Raw genomic sequence first — 24,491 nt, 5'->3', positions numbered from 1 at the left:
CGAGCCCGCCTCCCGCAGGCACCACAGCACCGCGGCCCCCGTGACCGAGCAGGTCACGGGGGCCGCAGCATCACGCGGGGATCAGAAGTCCCAGTCGTCGTCCTCGGTGTTGACGGCCTTGCCGATGACGTACGAGGAGCCCGACCCGGAGAAGAAGTCGTGGTTCTCGTCCGCGTTGGGGCTCAGCGCGGACAGGATCGCCGGGTTGACGTCCGTCTCGTCGCGCGGGAACAGCGCCTCGTAGCCGAGGTTCATCAGCGCCTTGTTGGCGTTGTAGCGCAGGAACTTCTTGACGTCCTCGGTCAGCCCGAGGTCGTCGTAGAGGTCCTGCGTGTACTCCACCTCGTTGTCGTACAGCTCGAAGAGCAGGTTGAACGTGTACTCCTTGAGCTCGGCGCGCTCGGCCGGGGACACCAGCTCCAGGCCCTTCTGGTACTTGTAGCCGATGTAGTACCCGTGCACGGCCTCGTCGCGGATGATCAGGCGGATCAGGTCGGCCGTGTTCGTCAGCTTGGCGCGCGACGCCCAGTACATGGGCGCGTAGAAGCCCGAGTAGAACAGGAACGACTCGAGCATCGTCGAGGCGACCTTGCGCTTGAGCGGGTCGTCGCCGCGGTAGTAGTCGAGGACGATCTCGGCCTTGCGCTGCAGGTTCGGGTTCTCCTCCGACCAGCGGAACGCCTCGTCGATCTCCTTGGTGGAGATCAGCGTGGAGAAGATCGAGGAGTACGACTTGGCGTGCACCGACTCCATGAACGCGATGTTCGTGTAGACGGCCTCCTCGTGCGGGGTCAGCGCGTCGGGGATGAGGCTGACCGCTCCGACCGTGCCCTGGATGGTGTCCAGCAGCGTCAGGCCCGTGAAGACGCGGGTCGTCATCGTCTTCTCGGCCTCGGTGAGGGTCGCCCAGGACTGGATGTCGTTGGAGACCGGCACCTTCTCCGGCAGCCAGAAGTTGCCGACGAGGCGGTCCCAGACCTCGGCGTCCTTCTCGTCCTGCAGCCGGTTCCAGTTGATCGCCGATACCCGGTCGACCAGCTTGATCTTGCCAGTGGGGCTCATCATGTCGTTCGTTCCTCAGTCTCGTCGAAGGCGTCGTGGCAGGTCAGGGCGTCACAGCATGCAGCTGACGCAGCCCTCCACCTCGGTGCCCTCGAGTGCCATCTGCCGCAGGCGGATGTAGTAGATGGTCTTGATGCCCTTCTTCCACGCGTAGATCTGCGCCTTGTTCAGGTCGCGCGTGGTGGCGGTGTCCTTGAAGAAGAGCGTGAGCGACAGGCCCTGGTCGACGTGCTGCGTCGCCTCGGCGTACGTGTCGATGACCTTCTCGAAGCCGATCTCGTACGCGTCCTGGTAGTACTCCAGGTTGTCGTTCGTCATGAAGGGCGCCGGGTAGTAGACGCGCCCGATCTTGCCCTCCTTGCGGATCTCGATCTTCGACGCGATCGGGTGGATCGAGCTCGTCGAGTGGTTGATGTAGGAGATCGAGCCCGTCGGCGGGACGGCCTGCAGGTTCTGGTTGTACAGGCCGTGCTCGGCGACCAGGGCCGCCAGCAGACGCCAGTCGTCCTGCGTGGGGATGCGCACGCCGGCCTCGTCGAACAGGGCCTGGACGCGCGCGGTGCGCGGCTTCCACTCCTTCTCGACGTACTTGGTGAAGTACTCGCCGGTCGCGTACGTCGACTTCTCGAACCCGTAGAACGCCGAGCCACGCTCCTGCGCGAGCAGGTTCGACGCACGGATCGCGTGGTACGCGACCGTGTAGAAGTACATGTTCGTGAAGTCCAGGCCCTCGTCGGACCCGTAGAAGATCCGCTCGCGCGCCAGGTACCCGTGCAGGTTCATCTGCCCCAGGCCGATGGCGTGCCCGCCGGCGTTGGCCTTCTTGATCGACGGCACCGACTCGATGCTCGTCTGGTCGGACACGGCCGTCAGTGCGCGGATCGCGGTCTCGACGGTCTTGCCCAGGTCCGGGGAGTCCATCGACAGGGCGATGTTCATCGAGCCCAGGTTGCAGGAGATGTCGCGGCCGACCTCGGCGTAGGACAGGTCCTCGTTGTACGTCGACGGCGTCGAGACCTGCAGGATCTCCGAGCACAGGTTCGAGTGCGTGATCTTGCCCTCGATGGGGTTGGCCCGGTTCACCGTGTCCTCGAACATGACGTACGGGTACCCGGACTCGAACTGGATCTCCGCGAGCGTCTGGAAGAACTCGCGCGCGTTGATCTTGGTCTTGCGGATGCGCCCGTCGTCGACCATCTCGTAGTACTTCTCCGAGACGTTCACGTCGGCGAACGGCACGCCGTAGACGCGCTCGACGTCGTACGGCGAGAAGAGGTACATCGGCTCGTTCTTCTTCGCCAGGTCGAACGTGATGTCCGGGATGACGACGCCCAGCGACAGCGTCTTGATGCGGATCTTCTCGTCCGCGTTCTCGCGCTTGGTGTCGAGGAAGCGGTAGATGTCCGGGTGGTGCGCGTGCAGGTACACCGCGCCGGCGCCCTGACGCGCACCGAGCTGGTTGGCGTAGCTGAACGAGTCCTCGAGCAGCTTCATCACGGGGATGACACCGGAGGACTGGTTCTCGATGTGCTTGATGGGCGCACCGTGCTCGCGGATGTTCGACAGCAGCAGCGCCACGCCGCCACCGCGCTTGGAGAGCTGCAGCGCGGAGTTGATGCCGCGCGCGATGGACTCCATGTTGTCCTCGATGCGCAGCAGGAAGCAGGAGACGGGCTCGCCGCGCTGCGCCTTGCCGAGGTTGAGGAACGTGGGCGTCGCGGGCTGGAAGCGGCCGGAGACGATCTCGTCGACGAGGCTGGTCGCGAAGGCCTCGTCGCCCTCGGCCAGGGACAGCGCCACCATGCACACGCGGTCCTCGAAGCGCTCCAGGTACCGCTTGCCGTCGAACGTCTTGAGCGTGTACGACGTGTAGTACTTGAACGCGCCGAGGAACGTCTGGAAGCGGAACTTCTTCGAGTACGCGTGCTGGAAGAGCGACTTGATGAACGCACGGTCGTACTGCGCGAGCACCGCGGGGTCGTAGTACCGGTTCTCGACGAGGTAGTCGAGCTTCTCGTCCAGGTCGTGGAAGAAGACCGTGTTCTGGTTGACGTGCTGCAGGAAGAACTCCCGCGCAGCCTGCCGGTCGGCGTCGAACTGGATCTTCCCGTCCGCGTCGTACAGGTTGAGCATCGCGTTGAGGGCGTGGTAGTCCAGCCCCGTCTGCTCTACGCGGGTATCTGTGACTGTCGCTGCCAAAATCTTCCCAATCCCTCGCGGACGCGGTTGACGTCCTCAGTTGTTCCCATGAGCTCGAAGGCGTACAGGTAGGGCACGTGGCACTTGCGGGCCACGATGTCGCCCGCGATGCAGTACGCCTCTCCGAAGTTCGTGTTGCCGGCCGCGATGACGCCGCGGATCAGCGCACGGTTGTCCTCGTCGTTGAGGAACTTGACGACCTGACGCGGTACGGCGCCCCCTTCGTTGCCCCCGCCGTACGTGGGGACGACGAGCACGTACGGCTCACTGACGCGCAGGAAGCCGTCCGCCGGTCGCAGCGGGATGCGCTGCGCCGACAGTCCGAGCTTCTCGACGAAGCGGTGCGTGTTGTCGGACGCGGAGGAGAAGTAGACGAGCTGTGCCACCGTCTGACTCCTTCCCCGCGAGCTGCGGTGATCGCCCGGACCTCGGACACGCCGAGACCTCGATCGCTACCGGGTGCAGGTCGACCGGCGCCGTTCGGCGCCGGCCGACCTGTTCTCGAATGCCCGCCGGGCCGACGCGGCGTGAGCCATGCGTCGGCCCGGGGCGTGCGGGGCGGCGGACCCGTGCGGCCCGCCGACGTCAGGCGACCTGCGTCGCCAGCTTCTCCGCGAGTGCCTTGATGCGGTCGGGGCGGTAGCCCGACCAGTTCTCCCCGCCGACGACGACGACCGGCGCCTGGAGGTGCCCGAGCGACATGACGTAGTCACGTGCGTCGGCGTCCTCCGAGATGTCGACGACCGTGTAGTCGTGGCCGAGCTTGTCGAGGGCGCGGTACGTCGCCGTGCACTGAACGCAGGCCGGCTTGCTGTACACCGTGATGGTCATGTCTGCTCCCCCGAGCTCGTGGTCTGTGTGTGATCGCCTCTGGCGGCCGCGTCACCCGGGGGCGGGTGCCCGCGTCGCCCTCGTCGGCCCGTCGCGAGGCCCCCGGGAGGTGCCGTCCGACCTGCTGACGAGGCTCGCGTGACATCCCTGTACTTCGGGGCGAGCCGTCTGTGTAGACACTACACCTGGGGTCTGACAGCGCAAGTCACTACTAAGTGTTGTGTTACACCCGTGTCGTTCTTCACCCTGTGGGCTTGGTCGCACACTACCTGTGGACACCGACAAGGCCGCCTGACGTGCGGGGACGCCGGGCCGCCACACGACACGCCGCGGCCGCCCACATCGGCATGCACAGGGCAGGGCGTGTCGTCCCCATGCCCGTCCACAGGCGATTCGGGCGTCCTGTCTGCTATGTCGCGACGAGCGCTCCGGCGCGTCGCGCGGCGACACCCCGAAGGAGTGCGCGGATCACACCGAGCGGAGGGGAAGGAGACGCGCTCGGCGGTCCCGACAGCCGGCGGCGGCCCGCCGGTCGGGTCCTTCCACGGGTGCACGCTCGGCCCACGGCGTGCGACCGGAGCCCTGCCGGGTGCGCGTCGTTGCGCGCCCGGCACGGCTCCCTGGGTTCAGAACGAGGTGAGCGCGCGGCCGAGGGCCGCGACGACGACCAGTCCGCCGACCGTCCAGGCGAGCATCGAGCCCAGGACGTAGCCGACGTAACGCAGACGCTGGCGGGCGGTGCCCTCGAAGTACGGGGCGGGGGCCCAGCGGATGGTCTCGTTGAGGTGGCGCAGACGGGTGCGCAGGGGCAGGGCAACGGTCGTCGGACGACGATGCCAGGTGACGGCGGACACGGCGGTAACGCTCCTTGTGAGTGCGATGAGTACGGAGTGCCGGGGTCACCGGCACTCCGTATCGTCTCACGATCTGGACCCAGTCCTAGGACCTAGTCCCCCTTGCGGACCACGCCGTACGCCCTGACGGGCGACCGCTGGTCAGGCGATTCGCAGGTGCTCACCCGGCGACGCCGGCCGGACCCCGTCGGGCCGCGCGGTGACCGCCTTCTCGAGCACCCCCGTGATCTCCTCGCCCACCAGCTCGTGCCGCTCCAGGAGCGCGTCCCGCAGGGCCTCGACGAGGTCCCGGTTGCTCGCGAGCAACCGCCGCACGGTGGCCCGCGCGCTGTCCAGGACCTCCTCCAGCTGCGCCCTCGCCGCGTGGTCCCCGATGACCGCCGAGACCAGGTCGCGGTCGGTCGCCGCGAACGACACCAGCGACCCCGTCATACCCGCCGCACCGACCATCTGCGCCGCCGTGCGGGTGGCCGCCGCGAGGTCGGAGGCCGGCCCGGTGGTGGTCTGACCGAAGAACAGCTCCTCCGCGACCCACCCGCCCATCGCGATCTGCACGAGCGCCCGCAGGTCGTACTGCGTGTGGGTGTAGACCTCCTCGCAGTCACCGTGCGCGAGCAGGCCCAGCGCCGAGCCGCGCTTGACGATCGTCAGGACCTCGAGGTTCCGGTTGGGCGCCACGAGCCACGCGGTGACGGCGTGCCCGGCCTCGTGCGTGGCGATGAGATCGCGCTCGCCCTTCGTGTACGTCACGGGGTGGCCCAGGCCGACGAGCTCGGTGATGCGCGCCTGCTCCACGTCGACGAACGACATCGCGTCGTCGCCGCGGCGCAGCGCGTTGACCAGCGCCTCGTCCAGCAGGTGCTCGACCATCACGGGCGTCCAGCCGCTGGTGGCGGCTGCGACCCGGTCGCGCACGACGGGCTCGTCGAGCTCGGGGTGGTGTGAGCGCCGGGCGAGGAAGTGGTCGACGAGCGCCCGCCGCCCGTGCGCGTCCGGCGGGTTGAACGTGAGCCGCCGGTCGAAGCGGCCCGGGCGCAGGAGCGCCGGGTCGAGGTGGTCGGCGCGGTTGGTCGCGGCGATGAGCAGGATCGGGGCGCGCGTGGGGCGGCGCTGCATGATCTGGCGGTGCGGCGGCAGCAGCAGGTTCACGGCCGCGACGAGGCGGTTGTAGAGCTTGTCGGCGCCCACGGGCTCGTCGAACGACTGCATCTGCACCAGCAGCTCGTTGACCACGCCACCCGTGCCCTCGGAGATCATCGCGTTGCGCACGACCCCGGTGCCCTGGCCCGTCAGCATCGCCGCCGGCGACGGCAGCGCCACGAACGCGGCGGTCGGGTCCGAGCCCAGCAGTCCGCCGCGACGCAGCGCGATCGCGTCGATCTCCTCGATGAACCCGATCGCGCCGCCCTCCTTGCGGGCCGCGGTGCGCAGCGCCTTGAAGTAGGTGCGGATCTTGCGGGCCGTCGCGCCGTAGTACATCGACTGGAAGCTCGTCGCGGAGACGAACAGGAACGGCACGCCGGCCTCGGCGGCCATCGCCTTGGCCGTCAGCGTCTTGCCGGTCCCCGGGGGGCCCTCGAAGAGGATTCCGCGCCGCGGAGTGCCGCCCATCTGGTCGGCGAACCGGCGGTGCGTCTGGAAGAGGTCGATGGAGCGCCGCACGTCGTCGACGATCGGGTCGATGCCGACCACGTCGTCCAGCGTGACGTCGACCTGCTCCGGCCGGTACGTGACGTGCGGCGAGCGCCCGGCACCCACCTGGGTCCCCACGAGCAGCGCGATCAGCGCGACGAAGAACAGGACGGGCGCGAGGATCATCGGGTCGACGTCCGGCAGCACGACCAGCGGGCGCCCGGTCAGCGCCGACCACACCACGTACGCCTCAAGGGCGAGCACGACGAGGCACAGCCGGATCACGCGCCGACGGCGCACCCGCTCACGGTCGACGGCGATGTCGTGCGCGCCGAGCTGGGGGCGTGCGGGGGCGTCGGTCACGGGCAGACCCCTTCGTCAGGCGACGACCGCGCGGGGGCCCGGCCGCCGCATCCGCGGTGGTTCGGCCATCGTGGTCCGGATTGTCCGAATCGGACAACAGCACGGGCCGACTGTCACCCGTCCGGCCCATGACCCGGCGCCGAGCCGGTAGGTTGCGCGCGACGTGACGAGCGGAGGGTGCGTGGACGTGGAGACAGAGGTGACCGGAGTGGTCGACGCGCCGGCCGGGACCGCCGAGATCGAGGTGCGGCTGCTGCCCTGGCGTCCTCGCCGACGCGTCGTGGACCACGGCATCGACCTGGCCTCGCTCAGCAGCGCGGCCGACGACCTGATCGGCGGCGTCGTCGCCCTGGTCGTCGCGGTCCTCGCGGCACTGCTCGCGCTCGTGGTGGTCGCCGGGGTCGTCGTCGTGCTGCTCGAGCTGTGGATCGTCGGTGCGATCGCGCTGCTCCTGCTCGTCGCACGCTTCGCCGGGCTCCTGCCCTGGGCCGTGCACACCGGCCGCGGGACGTACGAGCGCTACCGCTGGCTGCCGAACGCGGCCGCGCGCGTGCGCGAGCTCAACGGCACACGCCACGCCCGGTTCCGCTGGTACTGGGCCTGACCATCCCGACCACCCCGAGCGGGCGGCGGCTCAGCTGCGGCGGGTCGGGCCGGACGTGAGCTCACGCGGCACCCAGCGGGGTCGACGCGGCGGGTCGGCCTCCGCCAGCGGGTGCAGCCGGTCCGCGACGACGTTGCCCGTCGGGTCGGCGCGGAACACCCGGCGACGCGGGTCGACGAGCGTGCGCAGGAACTCGACCTGCCGGCGCATCACCCGGACCTCCTCCTCCAGCTCGAGGACCCGCTTGATGCCGGCCAGGTTCACGCCCTCCTCGTGGGAGAGGCGCTGCACCTCGCGCAGCAGCTGGATGTCGTGCATGGAGTACCGGCGGCCACGCCCGCGCGTGCGGGCGGGGCGGACCAGACCGAGGCGGTCGTACTGGCGGAGCGTCTGCGGGTGCATGCCCGCGAGCTCCGCGGCGTCCGAGATCGCGTAGACCTTCGCGTCCTCGTCCATCACACCTCCCGCCCTTCTCGCTCCTGCGGTCCGGTCACGGCGTCAGCGCCGCGCCTGCGCCATGAGGTCGGCGCGCACGTCCTGGCCGGACGTCGCGATGCCGAACGCCTGCACGGCCTCCTTGGCTGCCGCCGACAGCTTCTGCGGGACGACCACCTGCACGTTGACGAGCAGGTCACCCGTGCCCTTCGACGTCACGACACCCTTGCCCTTGACGCGCAGCGTCCGGCCGGACGGCGTGCCCGCGGGCACCTTGACCCGCACCGTCGAGCCGTCGAGCGCCGGCACCTCGATCGTCGCGCCGAGGGCAGCCTCGTCGAACGCGATCGGGACCGTCAGGCGCAGGTTGATGCCGTCGAGCGTGAACACGGGGTGCGGCTCGACGTGCACGGTGATGACGAGGTCGCCGGCAGGCGCACCGGGGTCGCCGGGGCGGCCCTTGCCGCGCAGCCGGATCTTCTGCCCGTCGCGCACGCCCGCGGGGATGCGGGCGTTGACGGTGCGGCCCTCGACGGACAGCGAGATCGTCGAGCCCTCGACAGCCGTACGGAACGGCAGGGTCGTCGACGCCGTGAGGTCCGCGCCCGGCTGCGGGCCGCGCGCGGCACCGAACCCGGGACCGCCGCCGCCGAAGAGCCCGCCGAGGATGTCCTCGAAGCCGGCACCGCCGGCGCCACCCGTCGAGTAGCGCACGCGCCCGCCGGGCCCGTTGGCGCCGCCGCCGAACATGCCGCCGAAGACGTCCTCGAAGCCGGCCGTGCCGCCGCCCCGGCCACCCGCGGTGAAGCGGGCACCACCGGTCATGGCGCGCAGCTGGTCGTACTGCTGGCGCTGCTCGGGGTCCGACAGGACCGCGTACGCCTCGCCGATGTCCTTGAACCGCGCCTCGGCAGCCGCGTCACCCGGGTTCTGGTCGGGGTGCAGCTGGCGAGCGAGCTTGCGGTACGCCTTCTTGATCGCCGTCGCGTCGGCGTCCTTGGTGACGCCGAGCACGGCGTAGAAGTCCTTCTCGATCCAGTCCTGTCCGGTCACGGCGCCTCCCTCCGGTTCGTCGTGCTGTGCGTGTCCGTGGTCGTGCTCCCAACGATCCAGGTGCCGCAGGGGCGGCGGCCGGTGCTCGGCCGCCGCCCGTCTGCGTGCGTGGTGCTGATGATGCTGGTAATCAGGCCTCCGGGTCCACGACCGCGACGCGCGCGGCCCGCAGGATCCGGCCCGGCGTGCGGTAGCCGGGCTGCAGCACCTGCTGCACCGTGGGCTCGGTGACGTCCGCCGAGTGCCCGTGCATGAGCGCCTCGTGGACGGCCGGGTCGAACGCCTCACCGACCTCGCCGTACCGCTCGATCCCGAGGCGCTGGAGCGTGGACTCCAGCTTCTCGGCGATCGACGCGAACGGTCCGGTGAGGTCGCCGTGCTGCCGGCTCAGCTCGATGTCGTCGAGCACCGGGATCAGCGCCTCGCCGACCGTGGCGACCCCGCGGTCGTGGGCGGCCAGGGCCTCGGCCTTGGACCGCTTCACGTACGCGTTGTACTGCTGCTCGAGGTTGTAGTGCGCCGCCTGGGCGCGCTGCAGGTCCTCGAGCCGCTCGGCCGCGAGCTTCTCCGCCGCGACGAGGCCCTCCAGGACGACCGACTCCTCGGCCTCGGAGGTGACCTGCTCGGCCTCGGCCAGCACGGCCTCCTCGGGCGTCGGTTCGCGCAGCTCACCCGTCTCCGGGTCGACGCGACGCTTGTCGGTCACGCGGGGGTTCTCCTCGGGTTCGGGTGTCCCTGCCTGGGGTCGATCCTCGGTCACTTCTTGTCGTCCTCGTCGTCCACGATCTCGGCGTCGACGACGTCCTCGTCGGAGGTCGTCGAGCCCGCGTCGGCCGCGGGGGCGCCGTCACCGGCCGGGTTGGCGGCCTGGTTGGCGTACAGCGCCTCGCCGATCTTCTGGCTCGCCGTGAGCAGGGCCGCGTGCTTGGCCTTGATGGCCTCGACGTCCGTGCCCTCGAGCGCGGCCTTCAGCTCCGTGACGGCGCCGCCGACCTCGCCCTTCACGTCGTCCGTGAGCTTGTCGCCGTTGTCGGCCAGCAGCTTCTCCGTCTGGTAGACGAGCTGCTCCGCGGTGTTGCGGGTCTCGGCCTCCTCGCGGCGCTTCTTGTCCTCGGCGGCGTGCTCCTCGGCGTCCTTGACCATGCGGTCGATGTCCTCCTTGGGGAGGGCAGACCCGCCGGTGATCGTCATCGACTGCTCCTTGCCCGTGCCGCGGTCCTTGGCGGACACGTGCACGATGCCGTTCGCGTCGATGTCGAACGTGACCTCGATCTGCGGCATGCCGCGCGGCGCCGGCGCGATGCCGGTCAGCTCGAACGTGCCGAGCGGCTTGTTGTCGCGGGCGAACTCGCGCTCACCCTGGAACACCTGGATGAGGACGGACGGCTGGTTGTCCTCGGCCGTGGAGAAGATCTCCGAGCGCTTGGTCGGGATGGCCGTGTTGCGCTCGATGAGCTTGGTCATCACCCCGCCCTTGGTCTCGATGCCCAGGGACAGCGGGGTCACGTCGATGAGCAGGACGTCCTTGCGGTCGCCCTTCATGACGCCGGCCTGCAGCGCGGCACCGACGGCCACGACCTCGTCCGGGTTGACGCCCTTGTTGGGCTCCTTGCCGCCCGTGAGCTGCGTGACGACCTCGGAGACGGCCGGCATACGGGTCGAGCCGCCGACGAGGACGACGTGGTCGATGTCGTTCACGGAGATGCCCGCGTCGCGGATGACCTGCTGGAACGGCGCCTTCACGCGGTCGAGCAGCGACTGCGTCATCTGCTGGAACTGCGCGCGCGTCAGCTTGGTGTCCAGGTGGATGGGGCCGTTCTCGCTCATCGAGAGGTACTGCAGCGAGATGTTGGTGCTCGTCGCGGACGACAGCTCCTTCTTGGCCTGCTCCGCCGCCTCACGCAGACGCTGCAGGGCGATCTTGTCCTTCGACAGGTCGACGCCCGTGGTGTTCTTCACCTCGGTGACCAGGTGCGCCACGATCGCGGCGTCCCAGTCGTCCCCGCCGAGGCGGTTGTCACCGGCGGTCGCGCGGACCTCGATCGTCGAGAAGCCGTCGTCGTCCTTGCCGACCTCCAGCAGGGACACGTCGAACGTGCCACCACCCAGGTCGAAGACGAGGATGTTCTCGTCCTCCTTGCCGCGCTCGAGCCCGTAGGCGAGCGCCGCGGCGGTCGGCTCGTTGATGATGCGCAGGACGTTGAGGCCCGCGATGGTGCCCGCGTCCTTCGTCGCCTGACGCTCGGCGTCGTTGAAGTACGCCGGGACCGTGATGACGGCGTCCGTGACGGGCTCGCCCAGGTACGCCTCGGCGTCACGCTTGAGCTTGCCGAGGATGCGGGCGCTGATCTCCTGCGCCGTGTACTTCTTGTCGTCGATGGTGACCGACCAGTCCGTGCCCATGTGGCGCTTGACGGACGAGATGGTGCGGTCGACGTTGGTGACCGCCTGACGCTTGGCGACCTCACCGACGAGCACCTCGCCGGTCTTGGAGAACGCGACCACGGACGGAGTCGTGCGCGACCCCTCCGCGTTCGCGATGACCGTGGGCTCGCCGCCCTCGAGGGTGGCGACCACGGAGTTGGTGGTGCCGAGGTCGATGCCGACTGCTCGTGCCATGGGTGTGCCTTCTTCCTGGAGCCGGGTGGGGCTCCGACGTGCTGTGGTCTGAGAGACGTCTTGAGTCCGCCAGACTCAAGTCTGCGATGCGCCGGGGGCGCGGGGCAACTGGAGGCGGCGGAAGTTGAGTCTGATGGGCTCAACTCTGGAAGGGTGGAGTTTGTTCCCGGGTGCGTCTCGCTCCGCGTCTCACTGCCGAGAGTGGAGCCAGCCTTGCTCTTGGCCGCCTTGCTCGTCGTGTCGGACGCGAGAGTGCTGCCCGCCTTCGACAGTGCTGCCTTCGAGGGCTTGCCCATGGTGATCACCTCCTGCCGTGGGCGTCGCTCACAGAGTGACACCCGGGTCCGACAGACACACCCACCAAGGGCAACCCGCCGTGCAACAGACCCAGCACCGACGCCGCGAGTCGTTCGCTCAGGCGTGGTCGTAGTCGCGTGCCACCGCCACCGCTGCCGCTAGGTTCGACACATGGCTCCTCGGCCGCGGTGGTGGCACATCCTCCAGACCTCGAAGAATGAGGTCCGGCTGGCTGTTGACATCTACAACCGCTCGGGCAACGAGCGACAGCTCGAAGCGTTCATCGTGCACATGACACTCGGCTGGCTAAAGCTGCTCCAGGCCCGCGTAGACGAGCAGGGCGGCGACCTCATCCAGCGCGACGCCCGGAACTGGCGGCGGAAGCATCCCGAGGGCGGCTGGCTCTACAAGCCGCTGCGTACCCTGCTGCGCGACGTGCTGGACGAGACCGATCCCCGAGTCGCCAACATCAACTTCTTCGTCGGCCTGAGGAACCAGATCGAGCACCGGCACGAGGCGAAGATCGCGTCAGTCGTCGCCGGCCGGACACAGGCGCTCCTTCTGAACTACGAGACGACGCTCGTCGAGTTCTTCGGCACTGACGAGGCTCTAGGCACCGAACTGCGCTTCCCGCTGTTCGTCTCCTCGATCACGCAGGATGCGACAGCGGCACTTAGGACCCTGCGAGCTCAGGTCCCCCGCGGGGTGCTGGACTGGATCCAGGACTTCGACGCCGCTCTTGAGCCCGGGATCACGGCGGAGCAGAAGTTCGACTTCCGGATCTATCTCATCCCCCACACTGGGCCCAAGACCGACGCAGACGCGGCGATGACATTCGTTCACGCCGACCAGCTGACCCCCGAGCAGAACGCAGTCGTTGAGCAAGTGCAGACGATCATCCGTGAGAAGAAGGTGCCGGTAGAGGACCTCAACGGCCTCCTGCCGAAGGCGGTCGTGGATGCGGTCGACACCGCGATCGAACGCCCTTTCACTCTCCACATGCACACGCAGGCATGGCGGTACTTCCAGGTGCGTCCGGCGGCGGACGCGCCCAATGCGGCCGCGACAAAATCCGACTTCTGCCGGTACAATCCGGCCTTCAGGCAGTACGTATACACACCGCAGTGGGTCACCTACCTGATCCGACACTTGTCCGATCCCACCACTTACGACGCGATCATGGCCCATCAGGTCGTCGGCATGCGCGAAGGTCGAGACGACCCGGATCTGTCGATCCGTTAGCCACGTCAGGTCAGAGGGCACTACGCGACCGTGACTGCGGCTCCGGCCGAAGGTCTCCGCGGTGCCGCCCGGCGAGGCGAGGATTCGGACAAATTGGTGAGACGGCGAGCGTCTCACTAATTCGTCCCGCTTCAGGTCAGGGCGTCGGGCGCCGGACAACTTCGATGAGCTCCTACACCTCTTCGCATTCTTGACCTCGCCCCGACCAGGAGCGGGGGCGTAGACGGACATCGCCCGACGCGGCTCTGTGCTTCTAGCCTTCCCTCATCCAGTTCAGCCAGTCGTCGGTGGAACACGTACGGCGCAAGGAGGCGACCATCACGCGAAGAACGGCCGGCGAGCATGACGGCCGCTCGCGCACGAGCGCGGCGAGGCTGATCTGGACGGCCTGTCGTGATTCAGGTGTGTCGACGACGCCGATGAGCGCGTCGGCAAGGGCTTCCGCTTCCCGTGGGTTGCTCGTGTTGCGCAGCTCCCGGACGAGAGCTGCGGTCGCCACCGTGAGAGCTGCCGCCGAAGCGTCGAGCCGCACCAGGGTTGTCGCGACCTGGGCAGCATCACGAGGGTCGCACTCGTCCAAGGCGTCGCTCAAGGTGGCCGAGGCAAGCATGGACGACGCGGGCGATTCGTCCAACTCTGTCAGGAGGCTCGCCAGGCCCGGGAGGGATGAGATCTCGAGCCGGTAAGACGGGTCCATCGCAGAGCTGACTCCCGCCCGAGCGACGCTGCGCGCTTCTGCTGATGCGTCGATCTCCACCAGGGTCCGCGCCCACCTGATGACGAGCGACCGCTGCCGGGGGCGTGCACGGCGAAGAGCCGTGACTGCGAGGGACCTGCCCTCCGGCGTGGGGTCGAGTGCAACCAACGCCTCGGCCAGGGGCACTGTCAGATCGGCGTCGTGAGGATCGTCCAATGCCTGTGCGATCGTCTCGCAGACATGCATCCGCGCCTCAGGTGTCGACGCGAGCTCCAGGAGAGCGCGGACGATCTCGCTCGTCACTCGTGGGTAGGCCGTTCTGGCGAGAAGGCCTATCGCGGCCACCGCTGCGCGCCGTGTCTCCGGCGATGTAGCGACCTCGATGAGAACAGCTCGTCGTTCACGGTCGAGGCCAGAGTCCTGGACAGCGCGGAGCACTGCCGCGACCGCTCTGCTGCGGGCGGTCGCCGAATCGTCCAGGCGCACCAGCGTCCTGGCGAGACGGCCGACCTCGAACGGTGCGGCCGTGTCCATGGCCTTCATCACGGAGGCCGCCGCCAACGCACGTGCAGAGGGTGCTCCGTCGAGCATGACGAGAGCTCTCGCAAGTTCACTGACACACCGCGGGTCGTGCGCATGCACCGCCTGCACGATGGCCGCTCGTGCTGCGCCACGAGATTCCGGGGTGGACGCCAGTGCCAGCAACGCCTCGGTCAGGGGGACGACATCGACGGGGTCGGCCGTGCCGAGTACGCGCATGATGGACGTCGCCGCCGCCTCTCGTGAGCCGGAGGTCGTCGCCAGCTCGACTAGAACACGAGGCTGTCGCTGCATCGCCCACGGGTGTGGTCGACAGATCGCCGTCGTCAAGGCAGCTGTGGCGGCGAGCCGGGTCGACGGTGTGTCCTCCAGCTCCACCAGCAGCAGGGCGAGGTCATCGACGATCTCTGGGTGGGCCACCATCCCCTGCAGCAGCGCTGATCGGGTGGCGGCGCGCGACTCCGGCGTCGTGGCCAGCTGCACGAGCGTCCACTCCATACCCAGGGTGCTCACCCCTCCGATGTCCCAGGCGTCGAGGAGCGCGGTCGTCGCACGGTTGCGAGCCTCTGGCGTCGTGGCCGTCGCTATCAGCGCTCGGGCCAGCTCGATCAAGGCTTGCCGGTCCTGCTTCAACGTGGCGAGAGCCGCGACGATCCGGACACAGACCTCGTCGTTGGATCCAGTCCAATGACGCGTCCGCGCCATCGCGCGAGGGGCCACGACGGCGTGTCTAATCCGACAGTCGTTCAGCAGCGCTTGGTGCTCCGGCACCCAGTCGCCTGGGTCGGACTCGGCGGCAATGGCGAGCAGCTGATGCTCGAACACGTCGTAGGCGGCCCGGTGCGCAGGCGTGCTCCGTGGCGGACCGACGCGGTCGAGGATGCGATCGAGCAGCTCGCCGCGCGACCTTGCGTTGTGAGCGGCGACAGCGGCTGGCAAGGACACGGACCACTCAGGGTCGAACCAGAGGTGGGGGACGAGATTCTGGGCCGCTTCTGCACCGGGGAGCGAGGCGATGTGCTCCGCGACGAAGTGCTCGAGAAGCGTTCGGTGGCGAAACTGTCGGGTGACCCTGCCCTCGCGGTCGTCGCTTTGTCGCGGCGTGACGTTGTCCATGGCGCGTGCAAGCTGTGGAGGTGGCCGGAAGGGCTCCACGAAGGCGTCCTTCCACGTGCCCAGACCGCTGGGCATGCCGGCGACGGCGGTCCCCGCCCAGGTCGCGAGCAGCTGAACGCAGGCGTGCACGTCAGACTCCGTCTGCCCCGACCAGTCCCCCCGGAGGAGGCGTCGCGCCACTCGGTCATACAGCGCCCTACGCCGCTCCGGCAGCTCGCCGGCTTCACTCTCGGCGATGAGGCAATAGAAGGTCGTGACGAGCGGGACGACCGATGCTCTCTGGAGCTCTGGGCTGGCGCGAATCCCTCGGACGAGTCCCTCAGCACGCTGACGGTCGCTGCTGAACCACGCCTCGATGAAGGGTTCGACGTCATCGGGGTACCTGATGTCCCGGAGTTCGACGACGCGAGGCCGGACGAGACCGGGCGAGGTTCCCCGGAACGTGGCGTCCCACGCACCGTGCCTGCTGGTGACCACTGCTCGCCACGACCGGAGGCCGAGGAGGCCGTCCAGGCGCGCCCGCTGCCCTGCTACGTGCGGCGCCTCGTCCAGCGAGTCGACGATGACAAGGACGCGCTGAGCACGTGCGTAGGTTCGTTCCATACGGGCAACCGACCCGTCGCCCCCGAACGACCTATAGCCATGGGACGCGGAGAACGCGGCCGAGATGAGTGACGAGGCGGGGTCCCCCTCGGCTTCCTGCCACACGGCCCACGAGGTGACGAGAGGCAGTTCGATCTCGGCGAGCGACTTGCCGGCGCGGATTCCGTCCAGCGCTCGGGTCGCGGCTTGGCGTGCGTAGCGATGCGCTAGCCACGTCTTTCCCGAGCCGGGGCCTCCGAGGACGACGACCGTCTGATGGCCGTCCAGAGCGTCCGCGTCGCTCATCACGACGTCACCCCCTTGCTCGACTCCGCGAAGCGACTGCTCGAGGCGGGACGGGGGGAGACCGTCCGCACGCCATGTCGAGCGATCCCAGTCCGCTCTGCGCGACTCGAGGTAGTCGATCACCTCGTCGACCGGCGCCACGTCGTCGAGCCGCTCCACGGCGCTTCGGAGCACCCCGAGCTCCGCGTGAGCCTGCCTGGAGCGCTCCTCGATCTCGACGATGACCTGTGTTCGCCGCAGCAGCTCGATCATGGCTGCCCGAGAGAATCCCGGCAGTCTCGGAGCCGCGCTCGTCAGGTAGGCGCACGCCGCTCCGATGCACGCATCGACGAGCGGCCGCGCCGCCATCGACGAGTAGAACCGGACCTGACCTCCGCCCCGCCTGTCGACGAATCGCTCGAACTCGCCCGGCGCACCCAGGGTCACGGCAGCGACGAGTGCGGCGTCGTCGTCTGCCAACGTGACGAAGAGTGCGCCGACGTCGCGGGCAGCACTTTCGAGGTCCGCTCGTCGGGTGACGTCCGCGACCCCCGCAAGGCGCCGGTCAAGCTCTGTCGCGATCCGCGTCGCCACGGGATCCGGTGCTGAACCCCGAGGGCGCTGTCCCACGAGACCGGTTGCATCACCCACGGCGTCGGCGCCGCTGCTGAGGACGTCGGTGGCTCCCGAGAGTGGGTCGACCGCAGCTCGAGCTATCGCAGCCACGCGGATGCCGAACTTCGCCACCCCAGCGGCGAGGAGCAGCACAGTCGGATCCACGGCTCGAACCTAGCCGAGAGGAACTGGCGCTGGACATCCGTTACCCGCAGCCCAGTCTCTGGCGCGACGGCACCGATCTCCTCGCCCCGCTAGCCTCCTGGCTGTGGCAGTCACTCCGGAAATCCAGGTCGCACTCGTCGGTCTCGGTGGCGCGGCTGTCGGTGGTCTACTGACCGTGTCGTGGCAGGCGATCTCGACGTCTATGGCGAATCGCAAGGAGGCGAAGGCTGCCCGCCGTGCCGAGCGCAAGGACCTTTACGTCGAAGCGCTCTGGGGGCTGCGTGCGATCCGACGCGAGATGCGCGAGACGTACCTCGCCGAGCGGGCCGCGAACGAGCGAGGCGAGGCGTTCACGCCGGGGGACCCTGTCGAGTGGTGGAAGCTCGAACGACTCGTATTCGAGGTCGGGGTTCTCGGCAACAAAGAGGTGTTTGACGCGCTGACCGCCGCCGCTGAGACCTACCGGGAGTGGGTCATGAGCCTGGACGCCGAGAGCGGCCTGATCACCTTCTCCGTGATCGAGCCGAAGATGGCTGCGCTGGAGCCCTCGCTGCGTGCCGCGATCCGCAGGGACCTCGACGTCGGCTGAGCAGCCCGGGCCCAGCCCGGTGCAGTCGCCGTCTGGCAGGCCCCCGCCGGTCTGCTACTCCCCCGGCAACCCGGAGCTCCGCAACGACCCCCGGCTGAGGAACAGGCCCAGGTGAGACGGGTCATCTCACCCACTCGTCCGGAGGTTGGCCACGGACCCAGGCAGCGGACGGGCTCGGTGGGTCCCTACACGCTCCCCTGCGGAGCGGCGACCAGGCAGCGGCCAGAGAGCAGTCGGCGCCCGCCCCGGACCCAGCGGCACTGAGTATTCGGACAACTAGGTGAGACGCGCGCCCTCTGACCCAGTTGTCCCACCGCAGGTCAGGGCGTCGGGCTCGGGACAACTTCGATGAGTTCCTACAATCGCTCAGGCGCCCGTGCTGCTCGAAGCGGCTACCGGGCGTGACAGCGTCCGCACGAAGTCGTCGCGAGAAGGCGTTCGATGCTCAGCGCTCGGTCGATAGGCAAGAGCTGACTCTGGAGCGTCGGGCAGACGGTCCAGCTCGGTGGCGAGCACTCGTGCGTACCGGGCTCGCTCGTCGGTGGCGACCCATCTGGCCTCGCGGTCGCGCTCATACAGACGGTCGCCGTCGTGTCGAGGGAAGGTCGTAGAGGTTCTCGCGATGCTCCCGAGGAGCCACCAGCGCTGCCCCAGGGTTGGCGGGCCACCACTTGGGAGAGATGAGGGCGAGTGCGAGGTCGGTCGTCGCGACGACGTCGCTCTGGCAGTTGTGCTCGCTGACGACGCCACGCTGGAACAGGCAGAAGGGACAGCCGTAGTCGACCGGTTCGTGGCTCGGCATGGTCACGGTGTCCAGCCGTCCCACGCACTCCACCAGTGGTTGTTCGAGTCGAGTTGGGCTACGACATCGGCTGCGGCCGCCAGCACGAGGCCGACGGTGCCCTCATCGATGCGTCCGGTGACTCGCTGCCAGTGCAGGTCGGCCACGTCTTTCCACTCGCGTCGGCCGTCCGGGAAGACGATCAGGTCCAGGCCGTGATCGTCGGTCTCGAACCCGTTCCGTCGGCGCACGATGGGCGCTTCGAAGTTGATGTACCAGTTCTGGAAGGCCCCCGCGGCATCGAAGAACTTCCAGACCCCGTAGTGATCGCCGCTCCGGTGGAGCTGGAGCACCACGGTGGACGCCCAGGCCGAGTGCGAGCTCCATGGGTGGGGACCGAACGGATGCGGAGGAAAGTTGAAGCGTGAACCGGGATCCAGACGGACGGCCAAGGTCGCACCGTCGTCGGACACGACCGTCACCGGATGCTGCATCCACACGCGGTCGTGCAGGACCTCGAACCGCTGGATCGAAGTGCCTGGCTCATAGATCGACACGATCGATGACCCTATCGGCGGGTCCGGCTACGGTCCGGTATGGACTTCCTCGTGCTCTCCGCCCGCGCGGCGCAGATCCGCCTTCGGTACGCGCGGTGGGAGCAGGAGCGTTACGGACGCAGCTGGACAGAGGAAGAGATCGCCCTCGGTCTCGTTGGGGACGTGGGCGACCTGATGAAGCTGGTTCAGGGCAAGGCCGGCGTCCGGCCACACCCCGACCTGGACGAGGCCCTCGCGCACGAGCTGGCCGACTGCCTGTGGGCGGTGATGACCCTGGCGAGCACCTACGAGGTCGACCTCGAGGCAGCCTTCCTCCGCACGATGGATCAGCTTGAACAGTCAATCGCGGACCCGACGGACACGGTTGCGGCTGAGGAATCACAGTGAGCGTCGGTCCGCTCAGCTGAGGATTCGGACAGCTTGGTGAGACGCCCGGGTTCTCGCGTAGTTGTCCAGGCGCAGTTCACAGGCTCGCGTGTCGGACAGGTCCGATGAGTTCCTACATCGCTGTGGGATCTCATCTGAGTTGTCCCCATCTCATGAAGCTGCCCACGGCCTGACCCAATCTCACCTAGTCGTCCCAGCCCGAGGGCCAACGGTGGGGAGATGGGCATGGCTCGGGACGGGGTCCGTGACCGCCTCTAGGCTCGTGCGCGTGCCGACCCTCGACGCCGAGTCAGCGATCGCCGAACAGTTCATCGCCAGCCTGTTTCCCGCGGCCTGCGGTGCTGTGCTCGCCGGAAGCAGCGCGAGTGGCACCAGCACGCCGACCAGCGATCTCGACCTCGTCCTGATCTGCCCGACGGGCGCCCTGGACGGCGGGCGGTCGAGTCTGGCAGCGACATATGAGCACAGCGGGCGCGTCGTAGAGGTGTTCGCGTACTCGCCCGAGGCGTACCGCACCTGGGCCGGCCGCGAGGTCGACGCACACCGCCCGGTCATCCTCACGATGCTCAGCGAGGGCGTAGTCCTGCGCTCCGGGCCTGCACTCCACGATCTGCAGACGTGGGCACGAGACGTGCTGTCGGCTGGCCCGCGGATCGAGCAGCACGCACTCGACGTTCGCCGTTACGCCGTCAGCGCTCTGCTCGACGATCTGGCGGACGCCGACGACCCCGGCGAGCGTGCACTGCTCTTGGCCGATGCCTTCACCGCGCTGTCCGAGCTGCTTCTCCTGACGCAGCGGCAGTGGCTCGGGTCAGGGAAGTGGCTCTTGCGCAGGCTCCGCACCGGGGCCCCCGCCGTTGCCGACCGGTTGATCGGTGCGTTCGCATCAGGCGAGCGCTCCCTCTTCCTCCAGGTGGCCGACGATCTGCTCGCACCGCTTGGCGGTCGACTCCAGGCCGGCATCGTCCGCTGACCAGACGCGCACCTCCCGGTCGTTGAGGATGTGGACAAGTGCGTGAGATGGCAGGTGTCTCAACTACTTGTCCCACCGCAGGTCAGAGCCTCGGGCCGGACAAGTTCGATGAGTTCCTACACCGGGTTCGCATCTTGTCCGCTTCGCGTCAGCGCGTCCGGCGCGCGACCGTGCGCTGCTGATGGCCGCGCGACACCCTCGCGAACCGCTTACTTCGGGTCGGCCGCTGCGGCCTGCTCGCGGATCCAGACCTCGTCGCGCCGTGCCCCCTCGCGATCACTCGGCAGCCAGTTCGCGGTGGCGAAGTCAAGGAGCTCATCCAGGGCCACGCTGGGGCCCTGGTCCATCATCATGATGGCTTCGGCTCGTGCGAGAAGCGCTGAGAAGCTCGATCGCCGCATAGCCTGAGCCACGGCTCGGGTGCGACGGCGATGTTGATGATGCACCGCACTCGATCAGCCGTGTTCCACGGCGACGACTGGACGGTCACCACCGCCCAGTCCCCAGGGCAGACCCGGCCGTCCCATGAAGATGTCAGTACCCAGGTCAGAGCGCTGGGCACCGGACAAGTCGCGCGAGTTCCTGCACCTCCCCCCTCCCGCTGCTCAAGCAGCTGGAAACACGCGGTGGATCTTCGGTGCATGGGTGCCGGCCCGCTCCCCTCGCCTACCGCTCAGCGGCCTCAGGGTCGCTCGGCACGCACCAGCAGCAGAGCAGGCCGGTCGCGGTGTACCTGCAGATCAACACGCTCCTTTACCGCCGCCGGAGTTGGCGCCGGCTCATCGAGGGCAGTCAGCACCAGCCCGGCCTGCAGGAGCGCGCCAACCACGGTGCCCGTCGTGCGGTGGAACTTGATCACGTCGTCGGTGTACCAGCGGGTGTGCCGTACGCCCTCCTCCGCGTAGTCGGCCACCACCCATCCGTCCTCACTGCTACGCCCGGGGGCGGCGGTGACGACCGGATGCTCCATCGATGCCACCAGGCTGCCGCCGGGGCGCAACCACGACGCTATGCGCACCAGCAGCCCTGCGAGATCCTGGATGTAGTGGAGCGCGAGGCTGCTGACGACCAGGTCCACGGAGGCATCGGGCAGGCGCAGGTCCTCGGCGAACAATTGCTCGTAGCGAACCCGGGGATCTTCGGTGCGCGCCCGCGCCAGCGCGAGCATCCGCGCGGAGGGATCGACCCCTAGCACGCTGGCGGCGCCAGCCTCGGTCAGAGCGCGGGCCAATGAGCCGTCACCACAGCCCAGGTCAACGACACGCGCGCCTACGACGTCAGGCAGCAGCGCACGAAGCGCCGGCTGCTCCAAGGCCTCGTTCAAGCCCGAGCGCGTGGCCCGCAGCTGCTGGTAGCCGGTGAAGAAGCCCTCGTCGTCGTAGACGTTCTGTCTGACCATGCCAAGACCGTAGGCGGCGTCGCGGATCCGCACACCCTTACGTCTTCGGATCTCTCGACACTGCCAGGCGCTGACAGCAACGGATCCGGACATCCCCCCGATCGGGCAGATCGGGCGACCCCGTCCAGGTGGCGTGCGGATCGCAGCGCAGCCCATGCAGCTGCTGGGGCGCGACGGAGACCGCCCGCGTCGCAGGCTGCCGGGTTCGACGACGCCCGCCCCGGACCGGGTGAGCGGGCCCGACGCCAGCACGCCGCTCACCGGCCACGCTCTGCGCCGAGGCCCTCGCTGCGGGCCCACCGCACCAGCGCGACGATCCCGGTGACGAGCAGCAGGGCAGCGCTGACCCACACGGCAAGGCTGCCGTTGAGTGGCAGCTGGTCAAGGTGGGCTGAGCCGGCGCGTCACCGAGTCACCGGCGCGGCCGCTGCTAGGTTGCCCGGTCATGCAGCACGTCGACTGGTCGGTCCTGGAGCACTCGCACGGTCCGGCGACCGACACCCCGGGCCACCTCCACGCCCTCGAGCACAGTCCCAGCGAGACAGCCCGCGAGGCGGCCGTGCGGCACCTCTGGGACTCGATCCTCCACCAGGGGGCGGTGCTCAGCGCCGGCCCGCCGGCCATCCGGGTGGTGACGACGCTGCTGGCGGAGGGACGGGCGCACCCCGACACCGTCGAGGAGATCGTGGGGTTCCTCGAGAAGACCGCCTGGTGCATGGACGACTGGATCCAGTGGGGCTCCCAGGCGTGGATGCTCCCGCTGGTGGTCGACGCCCTCGCGGAGGGGTACCCGGCGGTCAGGACGCTGGTGGAGAGGTCCTCACCCGACGACGCTTACCTGTACGCGAGGCTGCTCGGGGCGATCGCCCTCCTGCCGCCCCTCGCGGACCGGCGCGAGGAGGCCGCCGCCCTCGTCCGCACGGCGATGGACCGCAGCACCGAGCCCCGGCAGGAGTTTGTCGACATCCTCGCGGATCTCGGTGCGGACGTGCGTGACCTCCTCGACGACCCGGACCCCGTCGCCCGGGCTCTGGCCGCGCTCGTCCACCAGGACGACCCGCAAGCCCGGCAGGTGATCCTCGACCTGCTGGGCGGCCCACCGGTCGAGCGCCTCCCCACCGCCCGGCTCGTGCTCGCGGCGCTCCGGTTCCGCCCGAGCTTCGAGGAGATCGCCCCGGCGGCGTGCGACTTCGTCAGGAACAACTCCTACGTCGTGGTGGACGGCTGGGGCGCCGTGACCCGCTTCGCCTTCCCCGAGCCGTACTTCCCGGACCGCCCCCTGAGCGACTCCCAGCGGGCCCTGCTCGAGGCCCTCGTCGAGACCGACCGTGTCTGGTCGTCCGGGGACGACGAGGCCCGCCGGGTTCTTGAGGACTGCGGTCTCCCCCAGGACCGGGAGGCGTGCCGTGCGCTCGCGACATGGGGCTGAGCCCTTGCCGGTTGCCCGTCGGGCGCCGCTCGAGCGGCGGATCCGGTGGGTCGTCGGGGCGACGATCGCCTACGACGTGATCGGGGCCATCGTCGCGACCGGCGCAAACGCGTCCCGATCGGCTGGCTCGACCTCCGTCGGTGCGTGTGGTCCGTAGAACAGCAGAACCCGGACCTCGGCGAACCCAACAAGCGCCTCACGCGCTTGTCCGCGCACAGACCGCCACGGCGCCGCCATCGCGTCCCAGCGGCATCGAGCCACTCCCCGTCACGAATCGGCGACGGCCACTCACCGCCGTCTCCGGCAGGACTCGGCTCCGGGCGGTCGCTCTGCCCCGCCCGTCGCTCTCGCCGTTCCGGTCCCCTGATCACCCGCCATCGTGCCTACCCACGACCGACGTTCACCAGCGGGCCACCTGACCCGGGGAACGGGCCACTCGCGGGGCAGGTTCAGAGGATTCGGACAGGAAGCTGAGACGTCCGTCGTCTCACCCACCTGTCCACCCGCAGGTCATGGCCGCGCCACCCGGACAACTCCGCTGAGTTCCTACGGGTGCGACCGGGACGCATGCGGGCCCCTTGTTGCGACTCGGGTCTAGGCTCCGGGCGTGACCGAGAACGGTGTGGTGACGGCCTCCACCGATGCTGGGATGCTCGCGCTCTGGTGCGCCTCCACGTTCGACCGCATCACCGACTACGACACCTGGGAGTCGGAGCTCTACGACCGTCTCGACGCCGCGATCTCCGGCGGGGAACTGGTCCCGATCAACATCGGCTCCGACGGCGCCTACGGCGTCCGGATTGCCGTCGCACCCGACGTGCTCTCCGAGCGCGAGTCTCGTCACGCCTGGCTGACCAGCGACCCGTACCTGCTGGTCGTGACCGGCGAAGAGGCCGCCCTCAGCGGTATCGAGCACGTAGGTGACCCGGAGGCCGCCACTGCGCGCGTTCCTCTCGCGGCTGGCAGATACCAGGTGCGCGTGACAGTTGTCGACTGGGACCAGGATCCGGAGTCCGTCGGTTCCGACGGCCGACCCACCGCGAACGCCCTGCCTGACTTCGTTGTCCAGGTGGTGCCGGAGAGCGGCCGGCAGAGTTATCGCGCTTCCAGAAGACGTTCGACCCGGTGAGCTAGGACCGCGCAGTCGCCGTCAGGGGAGCAGTTGGCTGGAAGACGAGCCGCCTG

At 68.9% G+C, this 24,491-nt stretch carries 21 protein-coding genes; 7 read left to right on the top strand and 14 right to left on the bottom strand.

From position 1 onward, the window contains the following. Positions 1 to 81 precede the first annotated feature (81 nt). The 6 genes from nrdF to NP048_RS02440 form a co-directional block, all read right to left on the bottom strand. Positions 82 to 1,062: a class 1b ribonucleoside-diphosphate reductase subunit beta gene (gene nrdF / locus NP048_RS02465; protein ID WP_227578242.1), complete on the bottom strand. Its 981-nt coding sequence runs from the start codon at positions 1,060 to 1,062 to the stop codon at positions 82 to 84. A gap of 51 nt (positions 1,063 to 1,113) precedes the next feature. Beyond that, positions 1,114 to 3,261: a class 1b ribonucleoside-diphosphate reductase subunit alpha gene (gene nrdE / locus NP048_RS02460; RefSeq protein ID WP_227577915.1), complete on the bottom strand. Its 2,148-nt coding sequence runs from the start codon at positions 3,259 to 3,261 to the stop codon at positions 1,114 to 1,116. Further along, positions 3,231 to 3,647: a class Ib ribonucleoside-diphosphate reductase assembly flavoprotein NrdI gene (nrdI, locus tag NP048_RS02455; protein ID WP_227577914.1), complete on the bottom strand. Its 417-nt coding sequence runs from the start codon at positions 3,645 to 3,647 to the stop codon at positions 3,231 to 3,233. Before nrdI ends, nrdE begins: the two co-directional genes overlap by 31 nt. Positions 3,648 to 3,846: 199 nt before the next feature. After that, positions 3,847 to 4,092, bottom strand: a complete 246-nt coding sequence (gene nrdH / locus NP048_RS02450; RefSeq protein WP_227577913.1) for a glutaredoxin-like protein NrdH — start codon at positions 4,090 to 4,092, stop codon at positions 3,847 to 3,849. Between the two features lie 626 nt (positions 4,093 to 4,718). After that, on the bottom strand, positions 4,719 to 4,946 hold the full coding sequence (locus NP048_RS02445) for a chemotaxis protein CheW (RefSeq protein WP_227577912.1): 228 nt from the start codon (positions 4,944 to 4,946) through the stop codon (positions 4,719 to 4,721). Between the two features lie 141 nt (positions 4,947 to 5,087). Then, positions 5,088 to 6,941, bottom strand: coding sequence for an AAA family ATPase (locus NP048_RS02440; protein ID WP_227577911.1), 1,854 nt, complete (start codon positions 6,939 to 6,941; stop codon positions 5,088 to 5,090). Between the two features lie 181 nt (positions 6,942 to 7,122). On the opposite strand from NP048_RS02440, the gene NP048_RS02435 reads away from it, so the two are divergent. Continuing rightward, positions 7,123 to 7,545, top strand: coding sequence for a hypothetical protein (locus tag NP048_RS02435; RefSeq protein ID WP_227577910.1), 423 nt, complete (start codon positions 7,123 to 7,125; stop codon positions 7,543 to 7,545). Between the two features lie 30 nt (positions 7,546 to 7,575). Here the strand turns inward: NP048_RS02435 and NP048_RS02430 are convergent, their stop codons facing one another. The 4 genes from NP048_RS02430 to dnaK all read right to left on the bottom strand — a co-directional run bounded on the left by NP048_RS02430 (position 7,576) and on the right by dnaK (position 11,652). Next, positions 7,576 to 8,001, bottom strand: coding sequence for a heat shock protein transcriptional repressor HspR (locus NP048_RS02430; protein WP_227577909.1), 426 nt, complete (start codon positions 7,999 to 8,001; stop codon positions 7,576 to 7,578). Positions 8,002 to 8,043: 42 nt separating this feature from the next. Further along, entirely contained in the window at positions 8,044 to 9,033 is a 990-nt protein-coding gene (locus NP048_RS02425) for a DnaJ C-terminal domain-containing protein (protein WP_227577908.1), read from the bottom strand. Between the two features lie 130 nt (positions 9,034 to 9,163). Further along, positions 9,164 to 9,739 (bottom strand): nucleotide exchange factor GrpE, encoded by a 576-nt coding sequence (grpE, locus tag NP048_RS02420; RefSeq protein ID WP_227577907.1) that lies wholly within the window; start codon positions 9,737 to 9,739, stop codon positions 9,164 to 9,166. 50 nt (positions 9,740 to 9,789) lie between these two features. After that, complete coding sequence (dnaK, locus tag NP048_RS02415) at positions 9,790 to 11,652, bottom strand: molecular chaperone DnaK (protein ID WP_227577906.1); 1,863 nt, start codon at positions 11,650 to 11,652, stop codon at positions 9,790 to 9,792. A gap of 468 nt (positions 11,653 to 12,120) precedes the next feature. Between dnaK and NP048_RS02410 the strand changes: the two genes are divergently transcribed. Next, positions 12,121 to 13,191, top strand: coding sequence for a DUF3644 domain-containing protein (locus NP048_RS02410; RefSeq protein WP_227577905.1), 1,071 nt, complete (start codon positions 12,121 to 12,123; stop codon positions 13,189 to 13,191). 253 nt (positions 13,192 to 13,444) lie between these two features. Here the strand turns inward: NP048_RS02410 and NP048_RS02405 are convergent, their stop codons facing one another. Then, positions 13,445 to 17,191 (bottom strand): NACHT domain-containing protein, encoded by a 3,747-nt coding sequence (locus NP048_RS02405; RefSeq protein ID WP_227577904.1) that lies wholly within the window; start codon positions 17,189 to 17,191, stop codon positions 13,445 to 13,447. Between the two features lie 103 nt (positions 17,192 to 17,294). Here NP048_RS02405 and NP048_RS02400 point away from each other — a divergent pair, with 103 nt between their 5' ends. Further along, entirely contained in the window at positions 17,295 to 17,780 is a 486-nt protein-coding gene (locus NP048_RS02400; RefSeq protein WP_227577903.1) for a hypothetical protein, read from the top strand. Positions 17,781 to 18,584: 804 nt separating this feature from the next. Here NP048_RS02400 and NP048_RS02395 read toward each other — a convergent pair. Continuing rightward, entirely contained in the window at positions 18,585 to 19,118 is a 534-nt protein-coding gene (locus NP048_RS02395) for a ribonuclease FAU-1 family protein (RefSeq protein WP_227577902.1), read from the bottom strand. 39 nt (positions 19,119 to 19,157) lie between these two features. On the opposite strand from NP048_RS02395, the gene NP048_RS02390 reads away from it, so the two are divergent. Together NP048_RS02390 and NP048_RS02385 are read left to right on the top strand one after the other, a co-directional pair. Beyond that, complete coding sequence (locus tag NP048_RS02390) at positions 19,158 to 19,505, top strand: MazG nucleotide pyrophosphohydrolase domain-containing protein (RefSeq protein ID WP_227577901.1); 348 nt, start codon at positions 19,158 to 19,160, stop codon at positions 19,503 to 19,505. A 268-nt stretch (positions 19,506 to 19,773) separates the two neighbouring features. After that, the gene (locus NP048_RS02385) at positions 19,774 to 20,478 is read left to right on the top strand and encodes a nucleotidyltransferase family protein (RefSeq protein WP_227577900.1); all 705 of its coding nucleotides are present in this window, start codon (positions 19,774 to 19,776) and stop codon (positions 20,476 to 20,478) included. 349 nt (positions 20,479 to 20,827) lie between these two features. On the opposite strand, the gene NP048_RS19430 is transcribed toward NP048_RS02385, so the two are convergent. Both NP048_RS19430 and NP048_RS02380 read right to left on the bottom strand, forming a co-directional pair. Then, positions 20,828 to 21,121, bottom strand: a complete 294-nt coding sequence (locus tag NP048_RS19430; protein WP_489146102.1) for a DUF4304 domain-containing protein — start codon at positions 21,119 to 21,121, stop codon at positions 20,828 to 20,830. A 39-nt stretch (positions 21,122 to 21,160) separates the two neighbouring features. Beyond that, the gene (locus NP048_RS02380; RefSeq protein WP_227577898.1) at positions 21,161 to 21,877 is read right to left on the bottom strand and encodes a class I SAM-dependent methyltransferase; all 717 of its coding nucleotides are present in this window, start codon (positions 21,875 to 21,877) and stop codon (positions 21,161 to 21,163) included. A gap of 445 nt (positions 21,878 to 22,322) precedes the next feature. On the opposite strand from NP048_RS02380, the gene NP048_RS02375 reads away from it, so the two are divergent. Together NP048_RS02375 and NP048_RS02370 are read left to right on the top strand one after the other, a co-directional pair. Then, the gene (locus NP048_RS02375; protein ID WP_227577897.1) at positions 22,323 to 23,306 is read left to right on the top strand and encodes a hypothetical protein; all 984 of its coding nucleotides are present in this window, start codon (positions 22,323 to 22,325) and stop codon (positions 23,304 to 23,306) included. A 607-nt stretch (positions 23,307 to 23,913) separates the two neighbouring features. Further along, on the top strand, positions 23,914 to 24,435 hold the full coding sequence (locus NP048_RS02370) for a hypothetical protein (RefSeq protein WP_227577896.1): 522 nt from the start codon (positions 23,914 to 23,916) through the stop codon (positions 24,433 to 24,435). Positions 24,436 to 24,491: the final 56 nt, after the last annotated feature.

The organism is Cellulomonas xiejunii (genome assembly GCF_024508315.1).
In the GTDB taxonomy this organism is placed as follows: Bacteria; Actinomycetota; Actinomycetes; order Actinomycetales; family Cellulomonadaceae; genus Cellulomonas; species Cellulomonas xiejunii.
Note: the sequence above shows the minus strand (reverse complement) of the source record. Positions and strands in the feature narration are given on the sequence as shown.

What these genes read in the sequence shown, in the direction of transcription:
- nrdH (WP_227577913.1), bottom strand. Translation starts at nt 4,092, where the DNA reads ATGACCATCACGGTGTACAGCAAGCCGGCCTGCGTTCAGTGCACGGCG.
- NP048_RS02410 (WP_227577905.1), top strand. Translation starts at nt 12,121, where the DNA reads ATGGCTCCTCGGCCGCGGTGGTGGCACATCCTCCAGACCTCGAAGAAT.
- NP048_RS02430 (WP_227577909.1), bottom strand. Translation starts at nt 8,001, where the DNA reads ATGGACGAGGACGCGAAGGTCTACGCGATCTCGGACGCCGCGGAGCTC.
- NP048_RS02375 (WP_227577897.1), top strand. Translation starts at nt 22,323, where the DNA reads ATGCAGCACGTCGACTGGTCGGTCCTGGAGCACTCGCACGGTCCGGCG.
- dnaK (WP_227577906.1), bottom strand. Translation starts at nt 11,652, where the DNA reads ATGGCACGAGCAGTCGGCATCGACCTCGGCACCACCAACTCCGTGGTC.
- NP048_RS02390 (WP_227577901.1), top strand. Translation starts at nt 19,158, where the DNA reads ATGGACTTCCTCGTGCTCTCCGCCCGCGCGGCGCAGATCCGCCTTCGG.
- NP048_RS19430 (WP_489146102.1), bottom strand. Translation starts at nt 21,121, where the DNA reads ATGCACCGAAGATCCACCGCGTGTTTCCAGCTGCTTGAGCAGCGGGAG.
- NP048_RS02380 (WP_227577898.1), bottom strand. Translation starts at nt 21,877, where the DNA reads ATGGTCAGACAGAACGTCTACGACGACGAGGGCTTCTTCACCGGCTAC.
- nrdF (WP_227578242.1), bottom strand. Translation starts at nt 1,062, where the DNA reads ATGAGCCCCACTGGCAAGATCAAGCTGGTCGACCGGGTATCGGCGATC.